The organism is Ornithinimicrobium pekingense DSM 21552 (assembly GCF_000421185.1).
Lineage (GTDB): Bacteria > Actinomycetota > Actinomycetes > Actinomycetales > Dermatophilaceae > Ornithinicoccus > Ornithinicoccus pekingensis.
Genome location: NZ_ATWJ01000011.1, coordinates 133,218 through 152,155 on the forward strand (window position 1 = coordinate 133,218; position 18,938 = coordinate 152,155).

The 18,938-nt window shown below is 73.5% G+C and carries 16 protein-coding genes; 4 read left to right on the plus strand and 12 right to left on the minus strand.

The window, feature by feature from the left end:
* Window positions 1-102 precede the first annotated feature (102 nt).
* A complete protein-coding gene (locus tag K330_RS22795; RefSeq protein ID WP_022922043.1) occupies window positions 103-1,245 on the plus strand; it encodes a ScyD/ScyE family protein in 1,143 nt (380 codons plus the stop codon).
* On the opposite strand, the gene K330_RS0111900 is transcribed toward K330_RS22795, so the two are convergent.
* Window positions 1,230-2,021: an endonuclease/exonuclease/phosphatase family protein gene (locus K330_RS0111900; RefSeq protein ID WP_022922044.1), complete on the minus strand. Its 792-nt coding sequence runs from the start codon at window positions 2,019-2,021 to the stop codon at window positions 1,230-1,232. The genes K330_RS22795 and K330_RS0111900 overlap by 16 nt on opposite strands.
* A 143-nt stretch (window positions 2,022-2,164) precedes the next feature.
* Between K330_RS0111900 and K330_RS0111905 the strand changes: the two genes are divergently transcribed.
* Window positions 2,165-2,599, plus strand: coding sequence for a Fur family transcriptional regulator (locus K330_RS0111905; RefSeq protein ID WP_022922045.1), 435 nt, complete (start codon window positions 2,165-2,167; stop codon window positions 2,597-2,599).
* A gap of 21 nt (window positions 2,600-2,620) precedes the next feature.
* The gene (gene katG, locus K330_RS0111910; RefSeq protein WP_022922046.1) at window positions 2,621-4,903 is read left to right on the plus strand and encodes a catalase/peroxidase HPI; all 2,283 of its coding nucleotides are present in this window, start codon (window positions 2,621-2,623) and stop codon (window positions 4,901-4,903) included.
* A gap of 47 nt (window positions 4,904-4,950) precedes the next feature.
* On the opposite strand, the gene K330_RS20935 is transcribed toward katG, so the two are convergent.
* The 9 genes from K330_RS20935 to K330_RS0111955 form a co-directional block, all read right to left on the minus strand.
* A complete protein-coding gene (locus K330_RS20935; protein WP_022922047.1) occupies window positions 4,951-6,093 on the minus strand; it encodes an N-acetylglucosamine-6-phosphate deacetylase in 1,143 nt (380 codons plus the stop codon).
* Between the two features lies 1 nt (window position 6,094).
* A complete protein-coding gene (nagB, locus tag K330_RS0111920; RefSeq protein ID WP_022922048.1) occupies window positions 6,095-6,880 on the minus strand; it encodes a glucosamine-6-phosphate deaminase in 786 nt (261 codons plus the stop codon).
* Window positions 6,880-7,572, minus strand: a complete 693-nt coding sequence (locus K330_RS0111925) for an N-acetylmannosamine-6-phosphate 2-epimerase (RefSeq protein ID WP_022922049.1) — start codon at window positions 7,570-7,572, stop codon at window positions 6,880-6,882. The genes nagB and K330_RS0111925 overlap by 1 nt, the downstream gene beginning before the upstream one ends.
* 34 nt (window positions 7,573-7,606) lie before the next feature.
* A complete protein-coding gene (locus K330_RS0111930) occupies window positions 7,607-8,575 on the minus strand; it encodes an ROK family protein (protein ID WP_022922050.1) in 969 nt (322 codons plus the stop codon).
* A gap of 1 nt (window position 8,576) precedes the next feature.
* Window positions 8,577-9,494, minus strand: coding sequence for a dihydrodipicolinate synthase family protein (locus K330_RS0111935; RefSeq protein WP_022922051.1), 918 nt, complete (start codon window positions 9,492-9,494; stop codon window positions 8,577-8,579).
* A 20-nt stretch (window positions 9,495-9,514) separates the two neighbouring features.
* Window positions 9,515-10,345, minus strand: coding sequence for an ATP-binding cassette domain-containing protein (locus K330_RS0111940; RefSeq protein ID WP_022922052.1), 831 nt, complete (start codon window positions 10,343-10,345; stop codon window positions 9,515-9,517).
* Entirely contained in the window at window positions 10,342-12,444 is a 2,103-nt protein-coding gene (locus tag K330_RS0111945) for a dipeptide/oligopeptide/nickel ABC transporter permease/ATP-binding protein (RefSeq protein ID WP_022922053.1), read from the minus strand. Before K330_RS0111945 ends, K330_RS0111940 begins: the two co-directional genes overlap by 4 nt.
* Window positions 12,444-13,409 carry an ABC transporter permease gene (locus tag K330_RS0111950; protein WP_022922054.1) on the minus strand — a complete coding sequence of 322 codons (966 nt, stop codon included), beginning with the start codon at window positions 13,407-13,409 and terminating at the stop codon, window positions 12,444-12,446. Before K330_RS0111950 ends, K330_RS0111945 begins: the two co-directional genes overlap by 1 nt.
* A 130-nt stretch (window positions 13,410-13,539) precedes the next feature.
* A complete protein-coding gene (locus tag K330_RS0111955; protein ID WP_022922055.1) occupies window positions 13,540-15,171 on the minus strand; it encodes an ABC transporter substrate-binding protein in 1,632 nt (543 codons plus the stop codon).
* Between the two features lie 145 nt (window positions 15,172-15,316).
* Here K330_RS0111955 and K330_RS0111960 point away from each other — a divergent pair, with 145 nt between their 5' ends.
* A complete protein-coding gene (locus tag K330_RS0111960) occupies window positions 15,317-16,084 on the plus strand; it encodes a FadR/GntR family transcriptional regulator (RefSeq protein ID WP_022922056.1) in 768 nt (255 codons plus the stop codon).
* An 88-nt stretch (window positions 16,085-16,172) separates the two neighbouring features.
* On the opposite strand, the gene ilvD is transcribed toward K330_RS0111960, so the two are convergent.
* Complete coding sequence (gene ilvD / locus K330_RS0111965; RefSeq protein WP_029202609.1) at window positions 16,173-17,903, minus strand: dihydroxy-acid dehydratase; 1,731 nt, start codon at window positions 17,901-17,903, stop codon at window positions 16,173-16,175.
* 1 nt (window position 17,904) lies between these two features.
* On the minus strand, window positions 17,905-18,936 hold the full coding sequence (gene ilvC, locus K330_RS0111970) for a ketol-acid reductoisomerase (RefSeq protein ID WP_022922058.1): 1,032 nt from the start codon (window positions 18,934-18,936) through the stop codon (window positions 17,905-17,907).
* Between the last annotated feature and the right edge of the window lie 2 nt (window positions 18,937-18,938).

Sequence of the window (18,938 nt, forward strand, 5' to 3'; positions counted from 1 at the left end):
GGCAGGTCTGAGACGGGTCCGCCTTCGAGTCTCAGTCGGTGGGGGCACCGGGAGCAGGAGGGCCGGCACGCCACCAGGACCCACACCCGCAGGGAGACATCGATGCGTCGTTCGTCGTTCCTCGCCGGCATCTGCGCCGGCACCCTCGCGGCCACCCTGGCCGCAGCACCGTCCCTGGCTCACGGGGACCGCGATCGCGACCACCGCGACCGCGCCCCGGAGACGGTCGCCACCGGCCTCGTCGGGCCGCTCACCCTGGCCGTCGACCACGGCCGCACCGCCTACGTCACGCAGACCTTCGCCGGCCTGCTCTCCCGGGTCAGCAGGTCGGGCGAGGTCACCAACCTCGTCGCGGCCGCCGACCCGGAGAGCCAGGAGGTGGTCGGCGTGAGCCTGGGCCGCCGCGGCGCGGTCTACTACGTCGACACCGACTACGCGGCCGGCACCAGCTACGTCAACCGCGTCGACCGCCACGGCGAGGTCGACCGGGTCAGCCAGGACCTCTTCGCCTACGAGGCGAGGAAGAACCCGGACCGCCGGCAGACCTACGGCTTCGTGGGGCTGGGCCGCAGCTGCGCCCAGGAGCTGGCACAGTTCGAGACCGACAACGCCGGCAACCTGCCCCCGCTGTCCGCCTACAAGGGCATCGTGGAGTCCCACGGCTACCAGACCACGGTGGTCAAGGACGACATCTACGTCGCGGACGCCGCGGCCAACGCGATCCTCAAGGTCGACGGGCGGTCGGGGAAGATCCGCACGGTCGCCGTGCTGCCGGCCCGGAAGGTGACGTTCACGGCCGAGGTCATGGCCACGGTCGAGGGGGCGACCGGCGTGGACGTCCCGGACTGCCTCGAGGACGCCACCTTCGTGCCTGAGCCGGTGCCGACCGACGTCGAGGTCGGCAAGGACGGCACGCTCTACGTCTCGACCCTGCAGGGCTGGCTGGGCGAGGTGCAGCCGCTGAGCTCGGTCTACCGGGTCGACCCCCGCTCCGGCAGGGCCACCTGGCTGGCCGGCGGCATGCACGGCGCGACCGGGCTCGCCGTGCACGGCAGGGACGTCGTCGTCGCCGAGATGTTCGCCGGGGAGGTCTCGGTGATCCCGAAGGGCCGCAAGACGGCCTGGACGCTCTTCGAGGTGCCCAGCCCCGGTGACGTCGAGTCCGACGGCCGACACGTCTGGGCCACGACCGGCGTCTTCGACGAGACCGGCAACGGCTCGCTGGTCCGCTACCGCATGCGGTGACCCGGCGCCACGTCCAGGTCCACGACGACCGGGGCGTGGTCGGACACCGGCGGCCTCGGCGTGCTGACCGCCCGCACGGGCGGCAGCGCGCCGAGGCCGACCACGTGGTCGACCTGCACGCGGGGTCGCGCCATCGGGTAGGTCCTCGCCCGCGCCAGCAGCGACGCGCCGGTCAGCCGGGGCACCAGGGCGGCGGGCAGGTTGAGGTCGCCCAGGAGGACCTGCGGGCCCGGCAGGCCCCGCAGCCAGCGCGCCGTGCGCCGCAGCTGCGCCGCGTTGACGCCCGGCACGAAGGACAGGTGGGTGCAGGCGACCGTCATCACCCCCGCCGGGGTCTCGAGCGTGGCCGCCACCACCGCCCGCGGCTCGTCGGCCAGCCAGAGCACGCGCCGCATACCCGGCACCGGGACGGGCATCCGCACCAGCGGGGCGGGCGCCAGCCGCAGCACGTGCCACGACAGCACGGGGAACCTGGTCAGCAGGGCCACCCCGTAGCCGTCCCGGGTCAGCCCGAGGTCGTCGTCGTCGGCGGGGCGCCAGGTCGTGGCCGGGTCGCCCACCACCGTCGGCACGAAGCGTGCGTCGACCGCGCCCATGGCACCGGCCGCCACGTCGGTCACGTCGACGAACCCCGAGCGCGGCTGCCCGCGGTCGACCTCCTGCAGGGCCAGGACGTCGGCGTCCAGGTCCGCCACGGCACCGGCCAGGCGGGCCTCGTCGACCCGGAGGTCCTGGGTGTTCCTGCCGTGGAAGACGTTCCAGGTCACCAGCCGCATGCCCGGACGCTACCCGGGCCGGACCAAGGCGGCGCGGCGCAGCGCCGCACCTGCAGGAGGCCGCGGCCGACAGGACGAGCCACGCCACGCCACGCCGAAGCAGTCTTGACTCGTTCCAGTCTGTCGGTCAGGATGGCACGCCTATGGCACCCCAGGACCTCACCTCGGTGCTGCGGGGCGCCTCCCTGCGCGTGACCCGTCCCCGCCTCGCGGTGCTGGCCGCCGTGCACGACCACCCCCACGCCGACACCGACGCGCTCATCCGCCTCGTGCGGGCCGACCTGGGGGCGGTCTCGCACCAGGCCGTCTACGACGTGCTGCGCGTGCTGACCGAGGCCGGCCTGCTGCGCCGCATCCAGCCCGCGGGCGCCACCGCCCGCTACGAGGCGCGGGTCGGCGACAACCACCATCACGTCGTCTGCCGCTCGTGCGGCACGATCGCCGACGTCGAGTGCGCCGTCGGGCACGCCCCCTGCCTCACCGCCTCCGACAGCCACGGCTTCGTGGTCGACGAGGCGGAGGTCGTCTACTGGGGCACCTGCCCCGGCTGCGCGGCCGCCCTCACCCCCGAAAAGTAACGCCGGAAGGACGCCGACGCCATGAGCGACACCCAGCACGACACCCACCCCGAGAGCCCCCAGGGGGTGGACCGCAAGGCCGAGGGCGGCTGCCCGGTGATGCACGACTCCGCCACCGCCCAGGGCGGCAGCGAGAGCGAGAACCCGGCGATCGACTCCCCGGAGCCCCAGACCGGCACCCGCCCGCGCACCAACAAGGACTGGTGGCCCAACCAGCTGGACCTGACGGTGCTGCACACCAACAACCCCGCGATCAACCCGCTGGACCCCGGCTTCGACTACCGCGCGGCGGTCCAGGAGATCGACGTGGAGGCGCTCAAGGCCGACATCGTCGAGGTCATGCGCACCTCCCAGGACTGGTGGCCGGCCGACTTCGGCCACTACGGCGGCCTCTTCATCCGGATGAGCTGGCACTCGGCCGGCACCTACCGGGTGCACGACGGTCGCGGTGGCGGGGGTGACGGCGGGCAGCGCTTCGCCCCGCTCAACAGCTGGCCCGACAACGTCCAGCTCGACAAGGCCCGCCGCCTGCTGTGGCCGGTCAAGAAGAAGTACGGCCAGCAGCTGTCCTGGGCCGACCTCATCGTCTTCGCCGGCAACGTGGCCCTGGAGGACATGGGCTTGCCGACCTTCGGCTTCGGCTTCGGCCGGGAGGACATCTGGGAGCCCGAGGAGGTCTTCTGGGGCCCGGAGGACGCCTGGCTCGGCGACGAGCGCTACGCCGGCGACCGCGAGCTCGACGACGCCCTGGCCGCGGTCCAGATGGGCCTGATCTACGTCAACCCCGAGGGCCCCAACGGCAACCCCGACCCCGTCGCCTCCGCCCGCGACATCCGCGTCACCTTCGCCCGGATGGGCATGAACGACGAGGAGACCGTCGCGCTCATCGCCGGCGGTCACACCTTCGGCAAGACCCACGGCGCCGGGGACGCCGACCAGGTCGGCCCCGAGCCCGAGGCCGCACCGCTCGAGGCCCAGGGCCTGGGCTGGAAGAGCTCGCACGGCACCGGCAAGGGCGACGACACCATCACCTCCGGCCTGGAGGTCACCTGGACCTACCACCCCACCCGGTGGGACAACGAGTTCTTCCACATCCTCTTCGCCTACGAGTGGGAGCAGTTCCAGTCGCCGGCAGGCGCCTGGCAGTGGCGCCCGCGGAACGGTGCCGGTGACGGCCTGGTGCCGATGGCGCACGACGCCTCGCAGCGGCGCGAGCCGCGCATGCTCACCTCGGACCTGGCGCTGCGCTTCGACCCGGCCTACGAGAAGATCTCGCGGCGCTTCCACGAGAACCCCGAGGAGTTCGCCGACGCCTTCGCCCGCGCCTGGTACAAGCTGCTGCACCGTGACATGGGCCCGGTGACCCGCTACGTCGGCCCGGAGGTGCCCGAGCCGCAGATCTGGCAGGACCCGGTCCCGCCGGCCGAGGGCGAGCCGCTCGGCGACGCCGACGTGGCCGCGCTCAAGGCCGCGGTCCTCGACTCCGGTCTGAGCGTCTCCGAACTGGTCTCCACCGCGTGGGCGTCGGCGTCGACCTACCGCCGCACCGACCACCGCGGCGGCGCCAACGGCGCCCGCATCCGGCTGGAGCCGCAGCGCGGCTGGGAGGTCAACCAGCCCGAGCAGCTCTCGCGGGTCCTGGAGTCGCTCGAGGGCGTCCGGCGCGAGTTCAACGAGCGCGGCGGTGCGCAGGTCTCGATGGCCGACCTCGTCGTGCTGGCGGGCTCGGCGGCCGTGGAGAAGGCCGCCCGTGACGCCGGCGTCGACGTCACCGTGCCCTTCCGCCCGGGCCGCACGGACGCGACCCAGGAGCAGACCGACGTCGACTCCTTCCGGTGGCTCGAGCCCCGCGCCGACGGCTTCCGCAACTACGTCCGGCCGGGCGTGAAGCTCTCGCCGGAGACCCTGCTGGTCGACAAGGCCTACACGCTGCGTCTGACCGCGCCGGAGATGACCGTCCTCGTTGGCGGCCTGCGGGCACTGGGCACCAACCACGGCGGCACCACCCACGGGGTGCTCACCGACCGCCCCGGCGTCCTCACCAACGACTTCTTCGTCAACCTGCTCACCCCGGGTATGGAGTGGGCCAAGGTCGGCGAGGACGGCGTCTACGAGATCCGTGACGGCGCCACGGGTGAGGCCCGCTGGACCGCCACCGCGGTCGACCTGGTCTTCGGGTCCCACTCCCAGCTGCGCGGCTTCGCCGAGGTCTACGGCGGTGACGACGCCCAGGAGAAGTTCGTCCGCGACTTCGTCGCCGCGTGGACCAAGGTGATGGAGCTGGACCGCTTCGACCTGGTCTGAGCAACCGCGTCGGCCCGGCTCAGGGCCGGCCGCCACGTCCGGGGCCGTCAGGCCGTCGGGGACCCCACGGGGTGCCCGGCGAGCCAGACGGCCCCGACGTGCAGGTCGGCGTCGAGGGCCACCACGTCCGCCCGGCACCCGGGCTCGAGCCGTCCGAGGTCGTCCCACCCCATCGCCGCGGCCGGAGCCGCCGTGGCGGCGTGCACGGCCTGGCGCAGCGGGACCCCGGCGGCCACCGCGGTCCGCACCGCCCGGTCGAGGCTCAGGGTGCTGCCCGCGATCGAGCCGCCCTCGCGGAGCCGGGCCACGCCGTCGACCACGTCGACGGCGAGCCGGCCCAGCGTGTAGCTGCCGTCCCCGGCCAGGGCCGCGGCCATCGCGTCGGAGACCAGCACCCACCGCGCCCCCGCCCGGCGGGCCGTCGCGCGCACGACGGCGAGGTGCTGGTGGACCCCGTCGGCGATGGTCTCGACCCACACCCGGTCGTCCTCCAGCAGCGCCAGCGTCGGGCCGGGCTCGCGGTGGTGGTGCGGGCGGGAGCCGTTGTAGAGGTGGGTCGCCACGCTCGCCCCCGACTCGATCGCGACCCGCGTCTGCTCGTAGGAGGCGTCGGTGTGCCCGACGGCCACGCGCACGCCGCGGCCCACCAGCTGCCGCACGGCCTCGAGCGCACCGGGGCGCTCGGGGGCCAGGGTGACCATCACCAGCGCGTCACCGGCAGCGTCGGCGAGCGCCGCGACCTCGGCCGGGTCGGGGTCGCGGAGCAGGCCGGGCGGGTGGGCCCCGCACCACCGCTCGGCCAGCCAGGGACCCTCGAGGTGGATGCCACCGAGGTCGCCGGCCTCCACGAGGGGCCGCAGGGCCCGCACCTGCTGGGCCAGCACGTCGGCCGACTCGGTCACCAGGCTCGCGACCATCGTCGTCGTCCCGTGCCGCAGGTGCGCCTCCCGCGCCCGGAGCGCGGCGTGGGCGCCGTCGCCGAACGCCGATCCCCCACCGCCGTGGTTGTGGATGTCGACGAACCCGGGGCAGAGCACCGCATACCTCGGGCCGGGTGGTCCCCAGGGCCCGTCGGGACCCTCTCCCTGCCCGACCTCGACGATCCGGTCGTCCTCGACGAGGACCCAGCCGTCGACGACCTCCCGGTCGGGCGTGAGCACCCGGTCGGCACGCAGCACCTGGGTCGTCATCTCACAGATCCTGCCAGTCCGGCTTGGCCGACCAGGTCTCGCGGTAGTAGTCGGCCAGCTGCAGCCGGGACGCCGCAGCGTCGTCGAGCAGGACGGTGACGTGCGGGTGCAGCTGCAGCGCCGACGCGGGCCAGAGCGCGCTGACGGGGCCCTCGACCATCTGGTGCACGGCCTCGGCCTTCGCGGCGCCCAGGGCGACCAGGACCAGGTGGCGTGCGTCGAGGATGGTGGCGACGCCCTGCGTGAGGCAGTGCGTCGGCACGGCGTCGACGTCGCCGCCGAAGAACCGGGCGTTGTCGAGGCGGGTCCGCCGGGTCAGCGTCTTGACCCGGGTGCGGGAGGCCAGCGAGGACCCCGGCTCGTTGAAGGCGATGTGCCCGGTGGCCCCGATGCCGAGCAGCTGGACGTCGACCCCTCCCGCGTCGGCGATGGCCTGCTCGTAGGAGGCGCACTCGCCGGGCAGGTCGGCGGCGCAGCCGTCGGGGCCGCGGACGGCCGCGGGGTCGAGGTCCACGTGCTCGACCAGGTCGCGGTGGATGACGTTGCGGTAGGTCTCGGGGTGGTCGGCGGGCAGCCCGACGTACTCGTCGAGCAGGAAGGCCCGGCACCCCGCCAGGCTCAGCTCGTCCCGGGCCACGCGCGCGCCGAGCTCACGGTAGACGTGCAGCGGGCTGGAGCCGGTCGCCAGGCCCAGCACGGCCCGCGGGTCCCGCGCGACGTGCTGGGCCACCGCGTCGGCACCGACCCTGCCGACCTGCTCGGCGCCCTCGAGGATGACGACCTCCATCAGCCTGCTCCCATCGCGTCCACGAACCACCGCGTGAGCGAGGTGGGGTGGGTGATCGCGGTGCCGACGCAGACGGCGTGGGCACCGGCCGCGAGCGCCGCGGCCGCGTGGGCGTGGGTGTGGATCCGCCCCTCCGCGACCACCGGGTGGCCCGGCAGCGCGGCGGTCACCTCGCGCAGCAGCTCCAGGTCGGGCCCCTCCGTCCGGGGACGGGCCGCGGTGTAACCCGCCAGCGTGGTGCCCACGAGGTCGGCACCCGCCTCCGCGGCGGCGACCGCCGAGGCCAGGTCGTCGCAGTCGGCCATGACCAGCACCCCGTGCTCCTCGTGCAGCATGCGCACCGTGTCGGCGAACGTGCTGCCGTCCTGCCGCGTGCGCAGCGTGGCGTCGACGGCGACGACGTGCGCGCCGGCCTCCGCGACCGCCCGGGCGTGCCGGAGGGTCGGGGTGATGTACACGCCCGCGTCGCCGTCCTTCCACAGTCCGACGACGGGCACGTCGACCCGCTCCACGGCCGCGCGCACGTCCTCCACGCCCTGCACGCGCACCGCCGCGGCGCCGCCCTCGACCACGGCTGCGGCCACCGCCGCCATCACCTCCGGCGACCGGAGAGGCTCGCCGGGGTAGGCCTGGCACGACACCACGAGCCGGCCCCGCAGGGCCGTCACGATGTCGTCGGGGTGGGTGGTCATGGGCGCTCCTGCGGGGGTGGTGGGACGGGTGTGATCAGGGTATGCAGTGCTCGGTCGCCCAGTGCGCCGCACCGCGCAGCGCAGCCTGGACGCCGAGGTCGGAGAACCGGACCGGGACGTCGGCGACGACGTCCATCGCCTGCTCCCGCACGCCCTCGAGCAGGGCCTGGCGCCACGGCCCGCCGGCCTGGCTCAGCCCCCCGCCGACGACGAGCACCTGGGGGTCGAGCACGTTGAGCAGCCCGCCGAGGGCGCGGCCGGTCGCACGCCCCGCGAGGGCGAGCACCTCCCGCGCCACGGGCGCGTCCGGGTCGTCGCGCTGGACGGCGTCGGCGCGGACGGCGTCGGCAGAGGCACCGGCGAGCGCCGCGACCTCCCGGCCGCTGAGCCGCCGGCCGGTGCGACGCTGCATCTCGGCCGCCACGCCGGTTCCCGAGGCCAGGGCCTCCAGGTGACCGTCGTGGCCGCAGCTGCACCGCAGGCCCGACGCCTCGGCGACGGGCACGTGCCCCACGTGGCCGGCGACCCCGCGCGCGCCCAGGACCGGTGCCCCGTCCACGACGTGACAGCCGCCGATGCCGGTGCCGATTGCCACGACGAGGGCCGACCGGGTCCCGGTGGCGGCACCGCCCAGCACCTCCCCCAGCCCGTGCGCGTGGACGTCGTTGAGCACGGCCGTGGGCATCCCGAGCGCCTCCGTGAACCGCTCGCCCAGGGGGGTGCCCGCCCACCCGAGGATGAGGTTCGTGGCGTGGGTGACCCGCCCGGTGCCCGGCTCCACCGTCCCCGCCGAGGAGATGCCGACCCGGGCCGGGGGTTCGGCGGCCGCGTCGAGGACGGTGCGTGCCGCCCCCAGGGCGGCCTGCACCACCGCCTCACCACCCTCTGCGGCGGGCGTGGGGACGGTCGTGAGGTGCTCCACCGCCGTGCCGCCGCCGTGTCCCGGGACGAGACCGGCGGCGATCTTCGTGCCGCCGATGTCGACGGCCAGGGTGGGGTTCACCTCACTCCAGGCCGGCGGCGGCGCACAGCTCGGCGATGCGCCCGGCGTGGTCGGCCCCGAGCGGGACCAGCGGCGGTGCCATGACGTTGGTGTCGAGGACGCCGAGGTGGTGCAGAGCCGTCTTGAAGGCCCCGATGCCGGCTGCGGGACCGACCCGGTCGGAGGGGACGAAGACGATCTCGAAGAGCGCAGCGAGGCGGTCCTGCTCGGCGCGCACGGTCTCCCAGTCGCCGGCCCGGGCCGCGCGGTCCATCCGCACGTAGCCGGCCGGGTCGACGTTGCCGAGCCCGGGCACGGAGCCGTGGGCGCCGGCCAGGTAGGCGCCGTCGACGACGACCTCGTGGCCGGTCAGCAGGGTCAGCGGCTCTCCGGCGGCGCGGTTCATCATCGCCAGCCGGCGGAAGCTCACGTCGTCGCCGGAGGAGTCCTTGACACCGGTGAGCACGCCCTCGACGCCCAGGCGGACGAGCAGGTCCGGCGGCAGCTTGTAGTGGGTGCAGACCGGGATGTCGTAGGCCCACACCGGCAGGCTGGTGCCCTCGGCGAGCGCGCGGAAGGAGGCCTCGACCTCGGCCGGGCCGGTGACGGCGTAGAAGGGCGCGGTGGCCACGATCCCGGCGGCACCGACGCGCTCGGCCACGCGGGCGTGCGCGAGCACCCGCTCGACCTGGGTGTCGATGACACCGGCGAGCACCGGCACCCGCCCGTCGACGAAGCTGGTGACGGCCTCGAGGGCTGCGGCGCGACGGGTGTCGTCGAGGAAGGCGGTCTCGCTGCTGGAGCCGAGGGCGAAGATGCCGTCGACGCCTCCGTCGACCAGCCGGGCGACGAGCCGCTCGAGGGAGGGCAGGTCGATCTGGCCGTCCGCGGTGAAGGGGGTGAGGACGGGCGGGACGACGCCTCGGAGCCGGTCGGTCATGGGAGTCCTTTCGGGGGTGGTCACAGCAGCGAGGGCGTCGCGGCCAGCAGCGTGCGGGTGTAGGGGTCGGCGGGGTTGCCCAGCACGACGTCGGCGGGGCCGGTCTCCACGACCCGCCCGGCGTTCATCACCGCGACCCGGTCGGAGACGTAGCGCACCGTGCTGATGTCGTGGCTGATGAAGACCAGGCCGAGCCCGAGCTCGTCCTTGAGGTCGGTGAGCAGGTTGAGCACCTGGGCCCGCACCGAGACGTCGAGCGCCGAGGTGGGCTCGTCGGCCACGACCACGTCGGGCTCGAGGGTCAGCGCGCGGGCGATGGCCACCCGCTGGCGCTGCCCGCCGGAGATCTGCCGCGGCAGCACCTCCAGCGCGGACTGCGGCAGGCCGACGAGGCTGACCAGCTCGCGCACGCGCTCCAGCCGGGAGCGCTCGCTGCCGATCCCGTGCACGCGCAGGGGGTCGACGAGCTGCTCGCGCACGACCATGCGCGGGTTGAGCGCCGTGGCCGGGTCCTGGAAGACCACGGAGACGGCCCGGCCGAGCGTGCGGCGGTCCCGGCCACGGTGGCGCAGCCGCTCGCCGCGGAAGAGCACCTCCCCGCTCGTGGGGCGCTGCAGGCCGACCATGACGCGGGCCAGGGTGGACTTGCCGCAGCCGGACTCCCCCACGATCCCCACGGTCTCGCCGCGGCCGACGGTGAAGTCGACGCCGGCGACGGCGTGGACCTTGTCGGGGCGGAACAGGCTGCCGGTGCGTGCGCGGTGCACCACGTGCACGTCGCGCAGCTCGATGACGGGGGGCGGGGCGGCGGCTGCGGCCGGTGCGGGGGTGCGGGTGGTCGGGGCGCTCATCGGCGGGCCTCCTGAGCCTTCGCGGCCTCCAGGGCGTCGGTGGTGGCGTAGCGGTGCGTGGTGCCGGGCACGAGGCGCAGGTCGGGGCGGGTCCCGAGCCCGACGCCCCGGTGCACCGAGCGCGGCGCGAAGCGGTCGCCGTGGACGAAGTCCTGCGGGGAGGGCACGGTGCCGGGCACCTGGTGCAGCCGTTCGGCGCCGGACTCGATCGAGAGCACCGAGCCCAGCAGCCCTCGGGTGTACTCGTGCCGCGGGTCGAGCAGCAGCTCGGAGGTGGCCCCCTGCTCGACCACCTGCCCGGCGTACATCACCGTGATGCGGTGGGCCAGCTGGGCCACGAGCGCCAGGTCGTGGCTGACGAAGACCATCGCGAAGCCCAGCTCACGGCGCAGCTCGTTGAGCAGGTCCACGACCTGCTGCTGCACGGTTACGTCGAGCGCCGTGGTCGGCTCGTCGGCGATGAGCAGGCGGGGGTTGCGGGTGAGCGCCATCGCGATGAGCACCCGCTGGCGCTGGCCGCCGGAGAGCTCGTGCGGGTAGGACTTCAGCGTGCGCCGGGGGTCGAGCCCGACCAGCTCCATCAGCTCGGTGGCCGACCGCTTGCCGCCGCGGCGCAGGAGCTGCTGCAGCTGGGAGCTGACGAGCATGGAGGGGTTGAGGCTGGACAGCGCGTCCTGGTAGACCATCGCCATGTCGTGGCCGCGCAGCGCGTTGCGGCGCCGGGGGTCGAGGGTCAGCACGTCCTGGCCGGCGAAGCGGATCTCGCCGGTGATGCGTGCGGTGGGCGGCAGCAGGCCCATGATCGACATAGCGGTGATCGACTTGCCGCAGCCCGACTCCCCCACCAGACCCATGGTCTCCCCGGGGCGGACGCCGAAGGACACGTCGTCGACGATGTCGACGTCCCCGTGCGCCTGCGGGAAGGCGATGGACAGGTGGCGCACCTCCAGCAGCGGCTCGGCGGCGGTGTCCTCGTAGACGAGCCGGTCGGTGCGACGCTCCTCCGAGACGCGCAGGGTATGGAGGTTGTCGGCCAGGAGCGCACGTGCCCGCTCGGCGTCGGTGCGGCCCAGGACGCGGGCACCGCCGTCGACGTCGGCCTGCCCGGTCAGCTCCTGCTCGTCCTGCTCGCCGTCGACCGGCAGCGGGACGGTGCTGCCGGTCGCGCCGACGGTGGCCACCTCCTCGGCGGCGGGGGCCGTCCCGGCCGTCACCTCGTCGACGTCCACGGGCCGGCGCACCCGGGGGCTGGCGAGCGCGTCGGTGAGGCCCTCGGCGAGGACGTTGAGGGACAGCACCGTCAGCAGGATCATCAGGCCGGGGAAGAAGGTGGGCCACCAGTAGCCCGACAGCAGCAGCTGCTTGCCCTCGGCCAGGATGTTGCCCCACGACGGGTCCGGCGGGCGGACACCGGCGTTGATGAACGACAGCGAGGCCTCGAGCACGATGGCGTCGGCGACGAGCACGGTGGCGAAGACCATGATCGGCGCCAGGGTGTTGCGGGCGACGTGCTTGACCAGGATGCGGGGCGTCCCGGCCCCCATGACGCGGGACGCGGCGACGTAGTCCTCGCCGAACTGCGCCAGCACGTTGGCCCGGATGACCCGGGACAGCTGCGGCATGTAGAGGAAGCCGATGGCGAAGATGATCACCGGCAGGCTCGTGCCCCAGACCGCGACGAAGACGGCGGCCAGGGCGATGCCCGGAAAGCTCATGATGATGTCGAGGACCCGCATGAGGACCTCGGAGACGACCTTGCCGCTGGTGGCGGCCACGGAGCCGAGCACGGCCGCCGCCAGCAGCGCGCCGCCGGTGGCGAGGACACCGATGAGCAGCGAGGACCGCGCACCGTAGACCACGCGGGCGAAGATGTCGCGGCCGCTGCCGTCGGTGCCGAACCAGTGCTCGGGGCCGGGCGGCTGCACGGGGGTGCCGATGGCGTAGGGGCCGGCCGGCACGAGCACCGGGGCCAGCAGCGCCGCCAGCCCGAGCAGCACGAGGAAGCCGAGGGCGACCTTCGACGTGAGGGGCAGGTCCCGCAGGGCGCCCAGGCGCGCGCCGGAGACGGAGGTGAGTCGGTCGGAGAGACGGCGTCGCATCAGATGTTCCGGATCCTCGGGTTGACCAGCACGTAGAGCAGGTCGACCACGATGTTGACGACGATGAAGGCGATGGCGACGACGAGCGTGACGCCCTGCACGAGGAAGACGTCGTTGCGGGTGACCCCGTCGAGGATGAGCTGGCCCATCGCGCGGATGTTGAAGATGATCTCGATGATCACGGCGCCACCCATGAGGTAGCCGACCCGCAGCCCGAGCACGGTCAGCGGCGTGATGAGCGCGTTGCGCAGCACGTTGCGGGCCACGACCTCGCGCCGAGGGATGCCCGAGCCGATCGCGGTGCGGACGTAGTCACGGTCCAGCTCCTCCACCATCGCCGTGCGCACGACCCGCGTGAGCGAGCCGGCGACCGGCACGGCCAGCGCCAGCGCCGGCAGCACGATGTTGGAGGTGTACTGCCCCGGGTCCTGGGCGAAGGGCACCCACTGCAGGATCAGCGCGGGGAAGACCCCCCACCCGCCCGGCACCGTGCCGAGCCACTGGATGAGCAGGATCGCCAGCCAGAACGACGGCGTGGCCAGCGCGGCGATCGAGGCCACCCGGATCGCCTGGTCGACGAACCGGTCGCGGTAGAGCGCGGCCAGCACGCCCAGCACCAGCGACAGGACGATCGCGATCGCCAGCCCGATGAACGTCAGCTGGAGCGTGATCGGGAAGGCCGCCGCGACCACCTCCGTGACGGGGGCGTTGCCGCTGGTCGTGCCGAGGTCGCCGCGCAGCATACCCACGAGGAAGCTCAGGTAGCGGGTCAGGAGCGGCTGGTCCAGGCCGTTGCGCTCGCGGTAGGCCTCCAGGGCCTCGGGCGAGGCCGACTCCCCCAGCGCCAGCCGGGCGGGGTCGGCCGGCGAGAGCGACATCACCAGGAACACCAGCAGGGTGACTCCCAGGATCATCACCGGCAGCGCCATGAGGCGCCGGCCGATCAGTCTGAGCAGGTTGGACACGGGCATCTCCTCGGGTGCGAGCGCGGGGCGGCCGGGCCGCCGGGTCGGGGCAGGGTATGCGGTGCGCTCGGGGCAGGACGGGCCCGCGGGCGGCGCGGGTGCAGGGGGTGCGCCGCCCGCGGGAGCGGGGTCAGGCCGTGGTCCCTACGTCCACGAAGGACAGGCCGGTCAGCGAGATGGGCTCGAAGTCCACCAGGGACTCCTCGTCCCAGGCGGTCGGCGCCTTGCGGTGGAAGAGCGGGTAGAGCGGGACCTCCTCGGAGACCAGGTCGAAGATCTGGTGCCAGGCGTCCAGCTGACCCTGCTCGTCGGTGGCCTGCAGGCCCTGGTCCAGCAGCGCCTGGACCTGGTCGTAGCTCTCGCTGCCCTTCCAGTGCATGCGGGAGTCGGTCCACAGGTCCGAGCCGTACCACCAGCGCAGCAGCAGGTCCGCGTCGTTGCCGAAGACCGAGGGGTCACCGGGGGCGATGAAGGCGTCGAACGCCTCGGGGTTGCCGTCGATGGTGGTGTAGGCGTCGGCCGACTGCTTCTCCTCGAACTGCACGTCCACGCCGACCTCCTTGAGGTTCTCGACGATGATCGGCGTGCACTGCTTGACCCAGTCGTGGTTGGTCGCCAGCAGGCGGAAGGAGGAGACGCCGGCCTCCTCGAAGAGGGCCTTGCTCTTGTCCACGTCGCGGGTGTAGACGACGGAGGCCTCCTGGAAGGCGGGGTGGTCGGGCTGGACGAACGCCCGGGCCGCCTCGGCCTGGCCGGTCAGGCCGGTGCCGATGATCGTGTCCATGTCCAGGGCGTAGAGGAAGGCCTGGCGGGCCTTGACGTCGGCGAAGGGGTTGCCCTCGGTGCCGTTGAACATCGCGAAGAGCAGCCCGAAGCCCTGCACCGACTCGACCGTCGAGGAGGCCTTGAGCTGGTCGATGGACAGGTAGGGGACCGAGTCGACCGCCTGCACGCTCTGCGACTGCAGCGCGTTGGTGCGGGTGGCCGGGTCGGGGATGATCTGCCAGTTCATGGTCGCGGCGCGGGCCGGACGCGGGCCGGTGTAGTCGTCGTTGCGCTCGAAGGTGATGACCTTGCTGACGCCGCCGTTGTCGGTCATCTGCCACGGGCCGGTGCCGACCGGGTTGGCGTCGAAGGCCTCGGCGTCGCCGCTGGCGGCCGCCTGGGGCACGATCTTGACGACCGAGAGCCGCTCAGCCAGGACCCCGACGGGGTACTCCAGGTCGATGGTGACCGTCTTCTCGTCCTTGGCGGTGACGCCGGAGATGAACGGGATGAAGCCGGCGTAGAGGGAGGCGTTCTCCGGGTCGAGGACGCGCTCGAAGGAGAAGACGACGTCCTCGGCGGTGACCGGCGTGCCGTCGTGGAAGACCGCGCCGTCACGCAGCGTGACGTCGACCGACGTGCCGCCGTCGGAGACCGCCGGCAGCTCGGACGCCAGGGCCGGGTAGACCTCGCGGGAGGCGGGGTCGAGCTCGGTCAGGCCCTCCATGGTGTGCCAGTTGGCGGCCACGGTCAGGGCGGCGGTGGTGGTCATCGGGTCGTAGCCGTTGGTCCCCAGCTCGTAGGAGATGGCGGCGGTGATGGTGCCGTTCTCGGCGGCGTCGTCACCGCCGGTGGAGGTGGCGGTGTCCGCAGCGGCGCCGTCCTCGTCCGGAGCGCAGGCTGCGAGACTGGCGGCCAGCCCGGCGGCCAGGCCCATGGTGCCGGTCAGCCGGAGGAAGCCGCGCCGGCTGGCCTGGTGGTTCAGTGCGTTCGTCATTGGTACGCATACCTCTCGTCGTGCGCTGCAACGCGCTCACATGACATCGGACATCTGACGTCGGGCAGAGACTATAGTGAGCACCGGCTCCCGTCAACGACCGGGGCGTCGCACCGGCGCTCCTACCCCCCAGGAGGACGCACGCGTGAACACCGCCGCCGGCAGCTCGGTCGCCCGACGCAAGGCCCAGTGGTCCACCGTCGAGGAGATCAAGCAGTACATCCTCGAGCTGCGCCTCCACCCGGGCGACCCCCTGCCCACCGAGACCGAGCTGTGCGAGGCGCTCGGCGTCTCGCGCTCCTCGGTGCGAGAGGCGATGCGGACGCTGAGCTCCCTGGACATCGTGGAGGTGCGGCACGGGCACGGCAGCTTCGTCGGCGGCCTGTCCATGTCGCCGCTGGTCTCAGGGCTGATCTTCCGCAGCGTGCTCGACTCCGAGGGCGACCTGCGCACGCTGCGCGAGGTGGTCGACCTGCGGATCGCGCTCGACCTGGGCACCGCCGAGGAGCTGGTCGAGCTGCACCGCGGCGGACCGCCGCGCGACGACCTGCGCGGGCTGGTCGAGCGGATGCGCCAGCACACCGCCCGCGGGGAGGGCTTCGCCGAGGAGGACGGCGCGTTCCACCGCGAGCTGCTGGCCGGCCTGGACAACACGATCGTGCGCCAGCTCGTCAGCGCGCTGTGGGAGGTGCACACCGAGGTCGTGCCCAAGCTGGGGCTGCCGCCGGCCCGCGACATCGACAAGACCGTCGAGGCGCACGAGGCGATGCTCGACGCGCTGGAGGCCGGTGACGTCGAGGCCTACCGCACCGCCGTCGCCGACCACTACCAGCCGCTCCTGACCGCGATCGAGGCCGCCGTGGCCAGCAACTCGGCCACGCCCGCCGCACCGCGCGAGGCCCGCATCTCCTGACCGGTCGGCGCGTCCACGACGGCGAACGGCCCTCGTGCCGAGGAAGCTACCCCGGCACGAAGGCACGTTCGCCGGCACGTCCGCGACGTCAGTGGGTGACGGCCCCCTCGGAGGCCGACCCCACGAGCCGGACGTACTTGTTCAGCACCCCGCGCCGCGCCCGCTCCGGCGGCTCCGGCGGCGACCACAGGCCCCGGCGGCGCTCCAGCTCGGCCGGCTCGACCTCCAGGTCGAGACGTCCGCCGGCCACGTCGAGGACGATCGGGTCGCCGTCCTGCACCAGGGCGATCGGCCCGCCCTCGGTGGCCTCGGGCGCGATGTGGCCCACGCACAGCCCCGTCGTGCCGCCGGAGAAGCGTCCGTCGGTGACGAGCAGCACGTCCTTGCCGAGCCCGGCACCCTTGATCGCCCCGGTGATCGCCAGCATCTCGCGCATCCCCGGGCCGCCCTTGGGCCCCTCGTAGCGGATCACCACCACGTCGCCGGCGGCGATCGTGCCGTCCTCCAGCGCGTCCATCGCGGCCCGCTCGCCGTCGAAGACCCGGGCGGTCCCGCGGAACACGTCGGAGTCGAAGCCCGCCGACTTCACGACCGCACCGCCCGGCGCCAGCGTCCCCTCGAGGATCGTCAGGCCGCCGGTGGCGTGGATCGGGTTGTCCAGCGCACGCAGCACCGTGCCGTCCAGCGGCGGCACGTCCAGGTCGTCCAGGTTCTGCGCCAGCGTGCGCCCCGTGACGGTCATCACGTCGCCGTGCAGCAGGCCGGCGTCCAGCAGGGCCTTCATGACGACCGGGATGCCGCCGACCCGGTCGATGTCGACCATCACGTGCCGACCGAACGGCTTGACGTCGGCCAGGTGCGGCACCCGGCGCCCGATCCGGCGGAAGTCCTCCAGCGTCAGGTCGACGTCGGCCTCCCGGGCGATCGCCAGCAGGTGCAGCACGGCGTTGGTCGAGCCGCCGAAGGCCATCGTCACCGCGATCGCGTTCTCGAAGGCCTCCTTGGTGAGGATCTGCCGTGCGGTCAGCCCGGTCCGCAGCATCTGCACCACGGCCTCCCCGGAGCGCCGGGCGAAGCCGTCGCGCCGACGGTCGGTGGCCGGTGGCGCCGCCGACCCGGGCAACGACATACCCAGCGCCTCGGCGGCGGCCGCCATCGTGTTGGCGGTGTAGAACCCGCCGCACGCGCCCTCGCCGGGGCAGATCGCCCGCTCGATGGCGTCGACGTCGTCGCGCGACATCAGCCCGCGGGCGCACGCCCCGACCGCCTCGAAGGCGTCGATGATCGTGACCTCCTTCTCCGAGCCGTCCGACAGGCGGGCCCGACCGGGCAGGATCGAGCCGGCGTAGACGAACACCGACGCCAGGTCCAGGCGCGCCGCCGCCATGAGCATCGCCGGCAGCGACTTGTCGCAGCCGGCCAGCAGCACCGAGCCGTCGAGCCGCTCGGCCGACATCACGGTCTCGACCGAGTCGGCGATGACCTCGCGCGACACCAGCGAGTAGTGCATGCCCTCGTGCCCCATCGAGATGCCGTCGGAGACCGAGATCGTCCCGAACTCCAGGGGGTAGCCCCCGGCCGCGTGCACCCCGTCCTTGACCGCCTTGGCGAGCCGGTCCAGGGACAGGTTGCACGGGGTGATCTCGTTCCAGCTGCTGGCCACGCCGACCTGGGGCTTGTCCCAGTCGGCGTCGCCCATCCCGACGGCGCGCAGCATGCCGCGGGCCGCCGTCTTCTCCAGGCCGTCGGTGACGTCCCGCGAGCGGGGCTTGGGGTCGACGGGGGTGTGCGGTGCGCTGCCGGCCTGCGTGGTCGCCACGTCAGCCACGGGCCGCCGAGCCCTCGACGTAGTCGCTGTCGTGCGACTTGACCCAGGCCATCATCCCGCGCAGCTCCTTGCCGACCGCCTCGATCGGGTGCGCCGCGCCCCTGGCCCGCAGCTCCGTGAACTCCGGCGCACCGGCGTCCTGGTCGTCGATGAACCGCTGGGCGAAGGCGCCGTTGCGCACGTCCTCCAGCACGGCCTGCATGTTCTCCTTGACGCGGTCGTCGACCACGCGCGGGCCCGAGACGTAGTCGCCGTACTCCGCGGTGTCCGAGACCGACCAGCGCTGCTTGGCGATGCCCCCCTCGTACATGAGGTCGACGATGAGCTTGAGCTCGTGGAGCACCTCGAAGTAGGCGATCTCGGGCTGGTAGCCCGCCTCCGTCATCACCTCGAAGCCCTTCATCACCAGCTCGGACACGCCGCCGCACAGCACGGCCTGCTCGCCGAAGAGGTCGGTCTCGGTCTCCTCGGTGAAGGTCGTCTCGATGCCGCCGGCCCGCAGCCCGCCGATGGCCGAGGCGTAGGACAGCGCCAGCGCCTTGGCGTCGCCGGTCGCGTCCTGCTCCACGGCGATCAGCACGGGGACGCCCCGGCCGTCGACGTACTCCCGGCGCACCAGGTGCCCCGGCCCCTTCGGCGCGACCATGCACACGTCGACGTCGGCCGGGGGCGTGATGTAGCCGAACCGGATGTTGAAGCCGTGGCTGAAGAACAGCGCCTTGCCGGCGGTCAGGTGCGGCTCGACGGCCTCGGCGTAGAGGTGGCGCTGCACGTGGTCGGGGACGAGCACCATGATGACGTCGGCCTCGGCGCACGCCTCGGCGGGCGTGACGACGCGCAGGCCCTCGGCCTCGGCCTTGGGGCGGCTGCTGCTGCCCTCGGCGAGCCCGACGCGCACGTCGACCCCCGAGTCGCGCAGCGACAGCGCGTGGGCGTGCCCCTGGCTGCCGTAGCCGAGGACGGCGACCTTGCGCCTCTGGATGATCGAGAGGTCGGCGTCGTCGTCGTAGTACATGGTGGCCATCT

Coding starts and splice junctions, on each gene's coding strand:
- K330_RS22795 (WP_022922043.1), top strand. CDS start 103: ATGCGTCGTTCGTCGTTCCTCGCCGGCATCTGCGCCGGCACCCTCGCG.
- K330_RS0111900 (WP_022922044.1), bottom strand. CDS start 2,021: ATGCGGCTGGTGACCTGGAACGTCTTCCACGGCAGGAACACCCAGGAC.
- K330_RS0111905 (WP_022922045.1), top strand. CDS start 2,165: ATGGCACCCCAGGACCTCACCTCGGTGCTGCGGGGCGCCTCCCTGCGC.
- katG (WP_022922046.1), top strand. CDS start 2,621: ATGAGCGACACCCAGCACGACACCCACCCCGAGAGCCCCCAGGGGGTG.
- K330_RS20935 (WP_022922047.1), bottom strand. CDS start 6,093: ATGACGACCCAGGTGCTGCGTGCCGACCGGGTGCTCACGCCCGACCGG.
- nagB (WP_022922048.1), bottom strand. CDS start 6,880: ATGGAGGTCGTCATCCTCGAGGGCGCCGAGCAGGTCGGCAGGGTCGGT.
- K330_RS0111925 (WP_022922049.1), bottom strand. CDS start 7,572: ATGACCACCCACCCCGACGACATCGTGACGGCCCTGCGGGGCCGGCTC.
- K330_RS0111935 (WP_022922051.1), bottom strand. CDS start 9,494: ATGACCGACCGGCTCCGAGGCGTCGTCCCGCCCGTCCTCACCCCCTTC.
- K330_RS0111940 (WP_022922052.1), bottom strand. CDS start 10,345: ATGAGCGCCCCGACCACCCGCACCCCCGCACCGGCCGCAGCCGCCGCC.
- K330_RS0111945 (WP_022922053.1), bottom strand. CDS start 12,444: ATGCGACGCCGTCTCTCCGACCGACTCACCTCCGTCTCCGGCGCGCGC.
- K330_RS0111955 (WP_022922055.1), bottom strand. CDS start 15,171: ATGACGAACGCACTGAACCACCAGGCCAGCCGGCGCGGCTTCCTCCGG.
- ilvC (WP_022922058.1), bottom strand. CDS start 18,936: ATGGCCACCATGTACTACGACGACGACGCCGACCTCTCGATCATCCAG.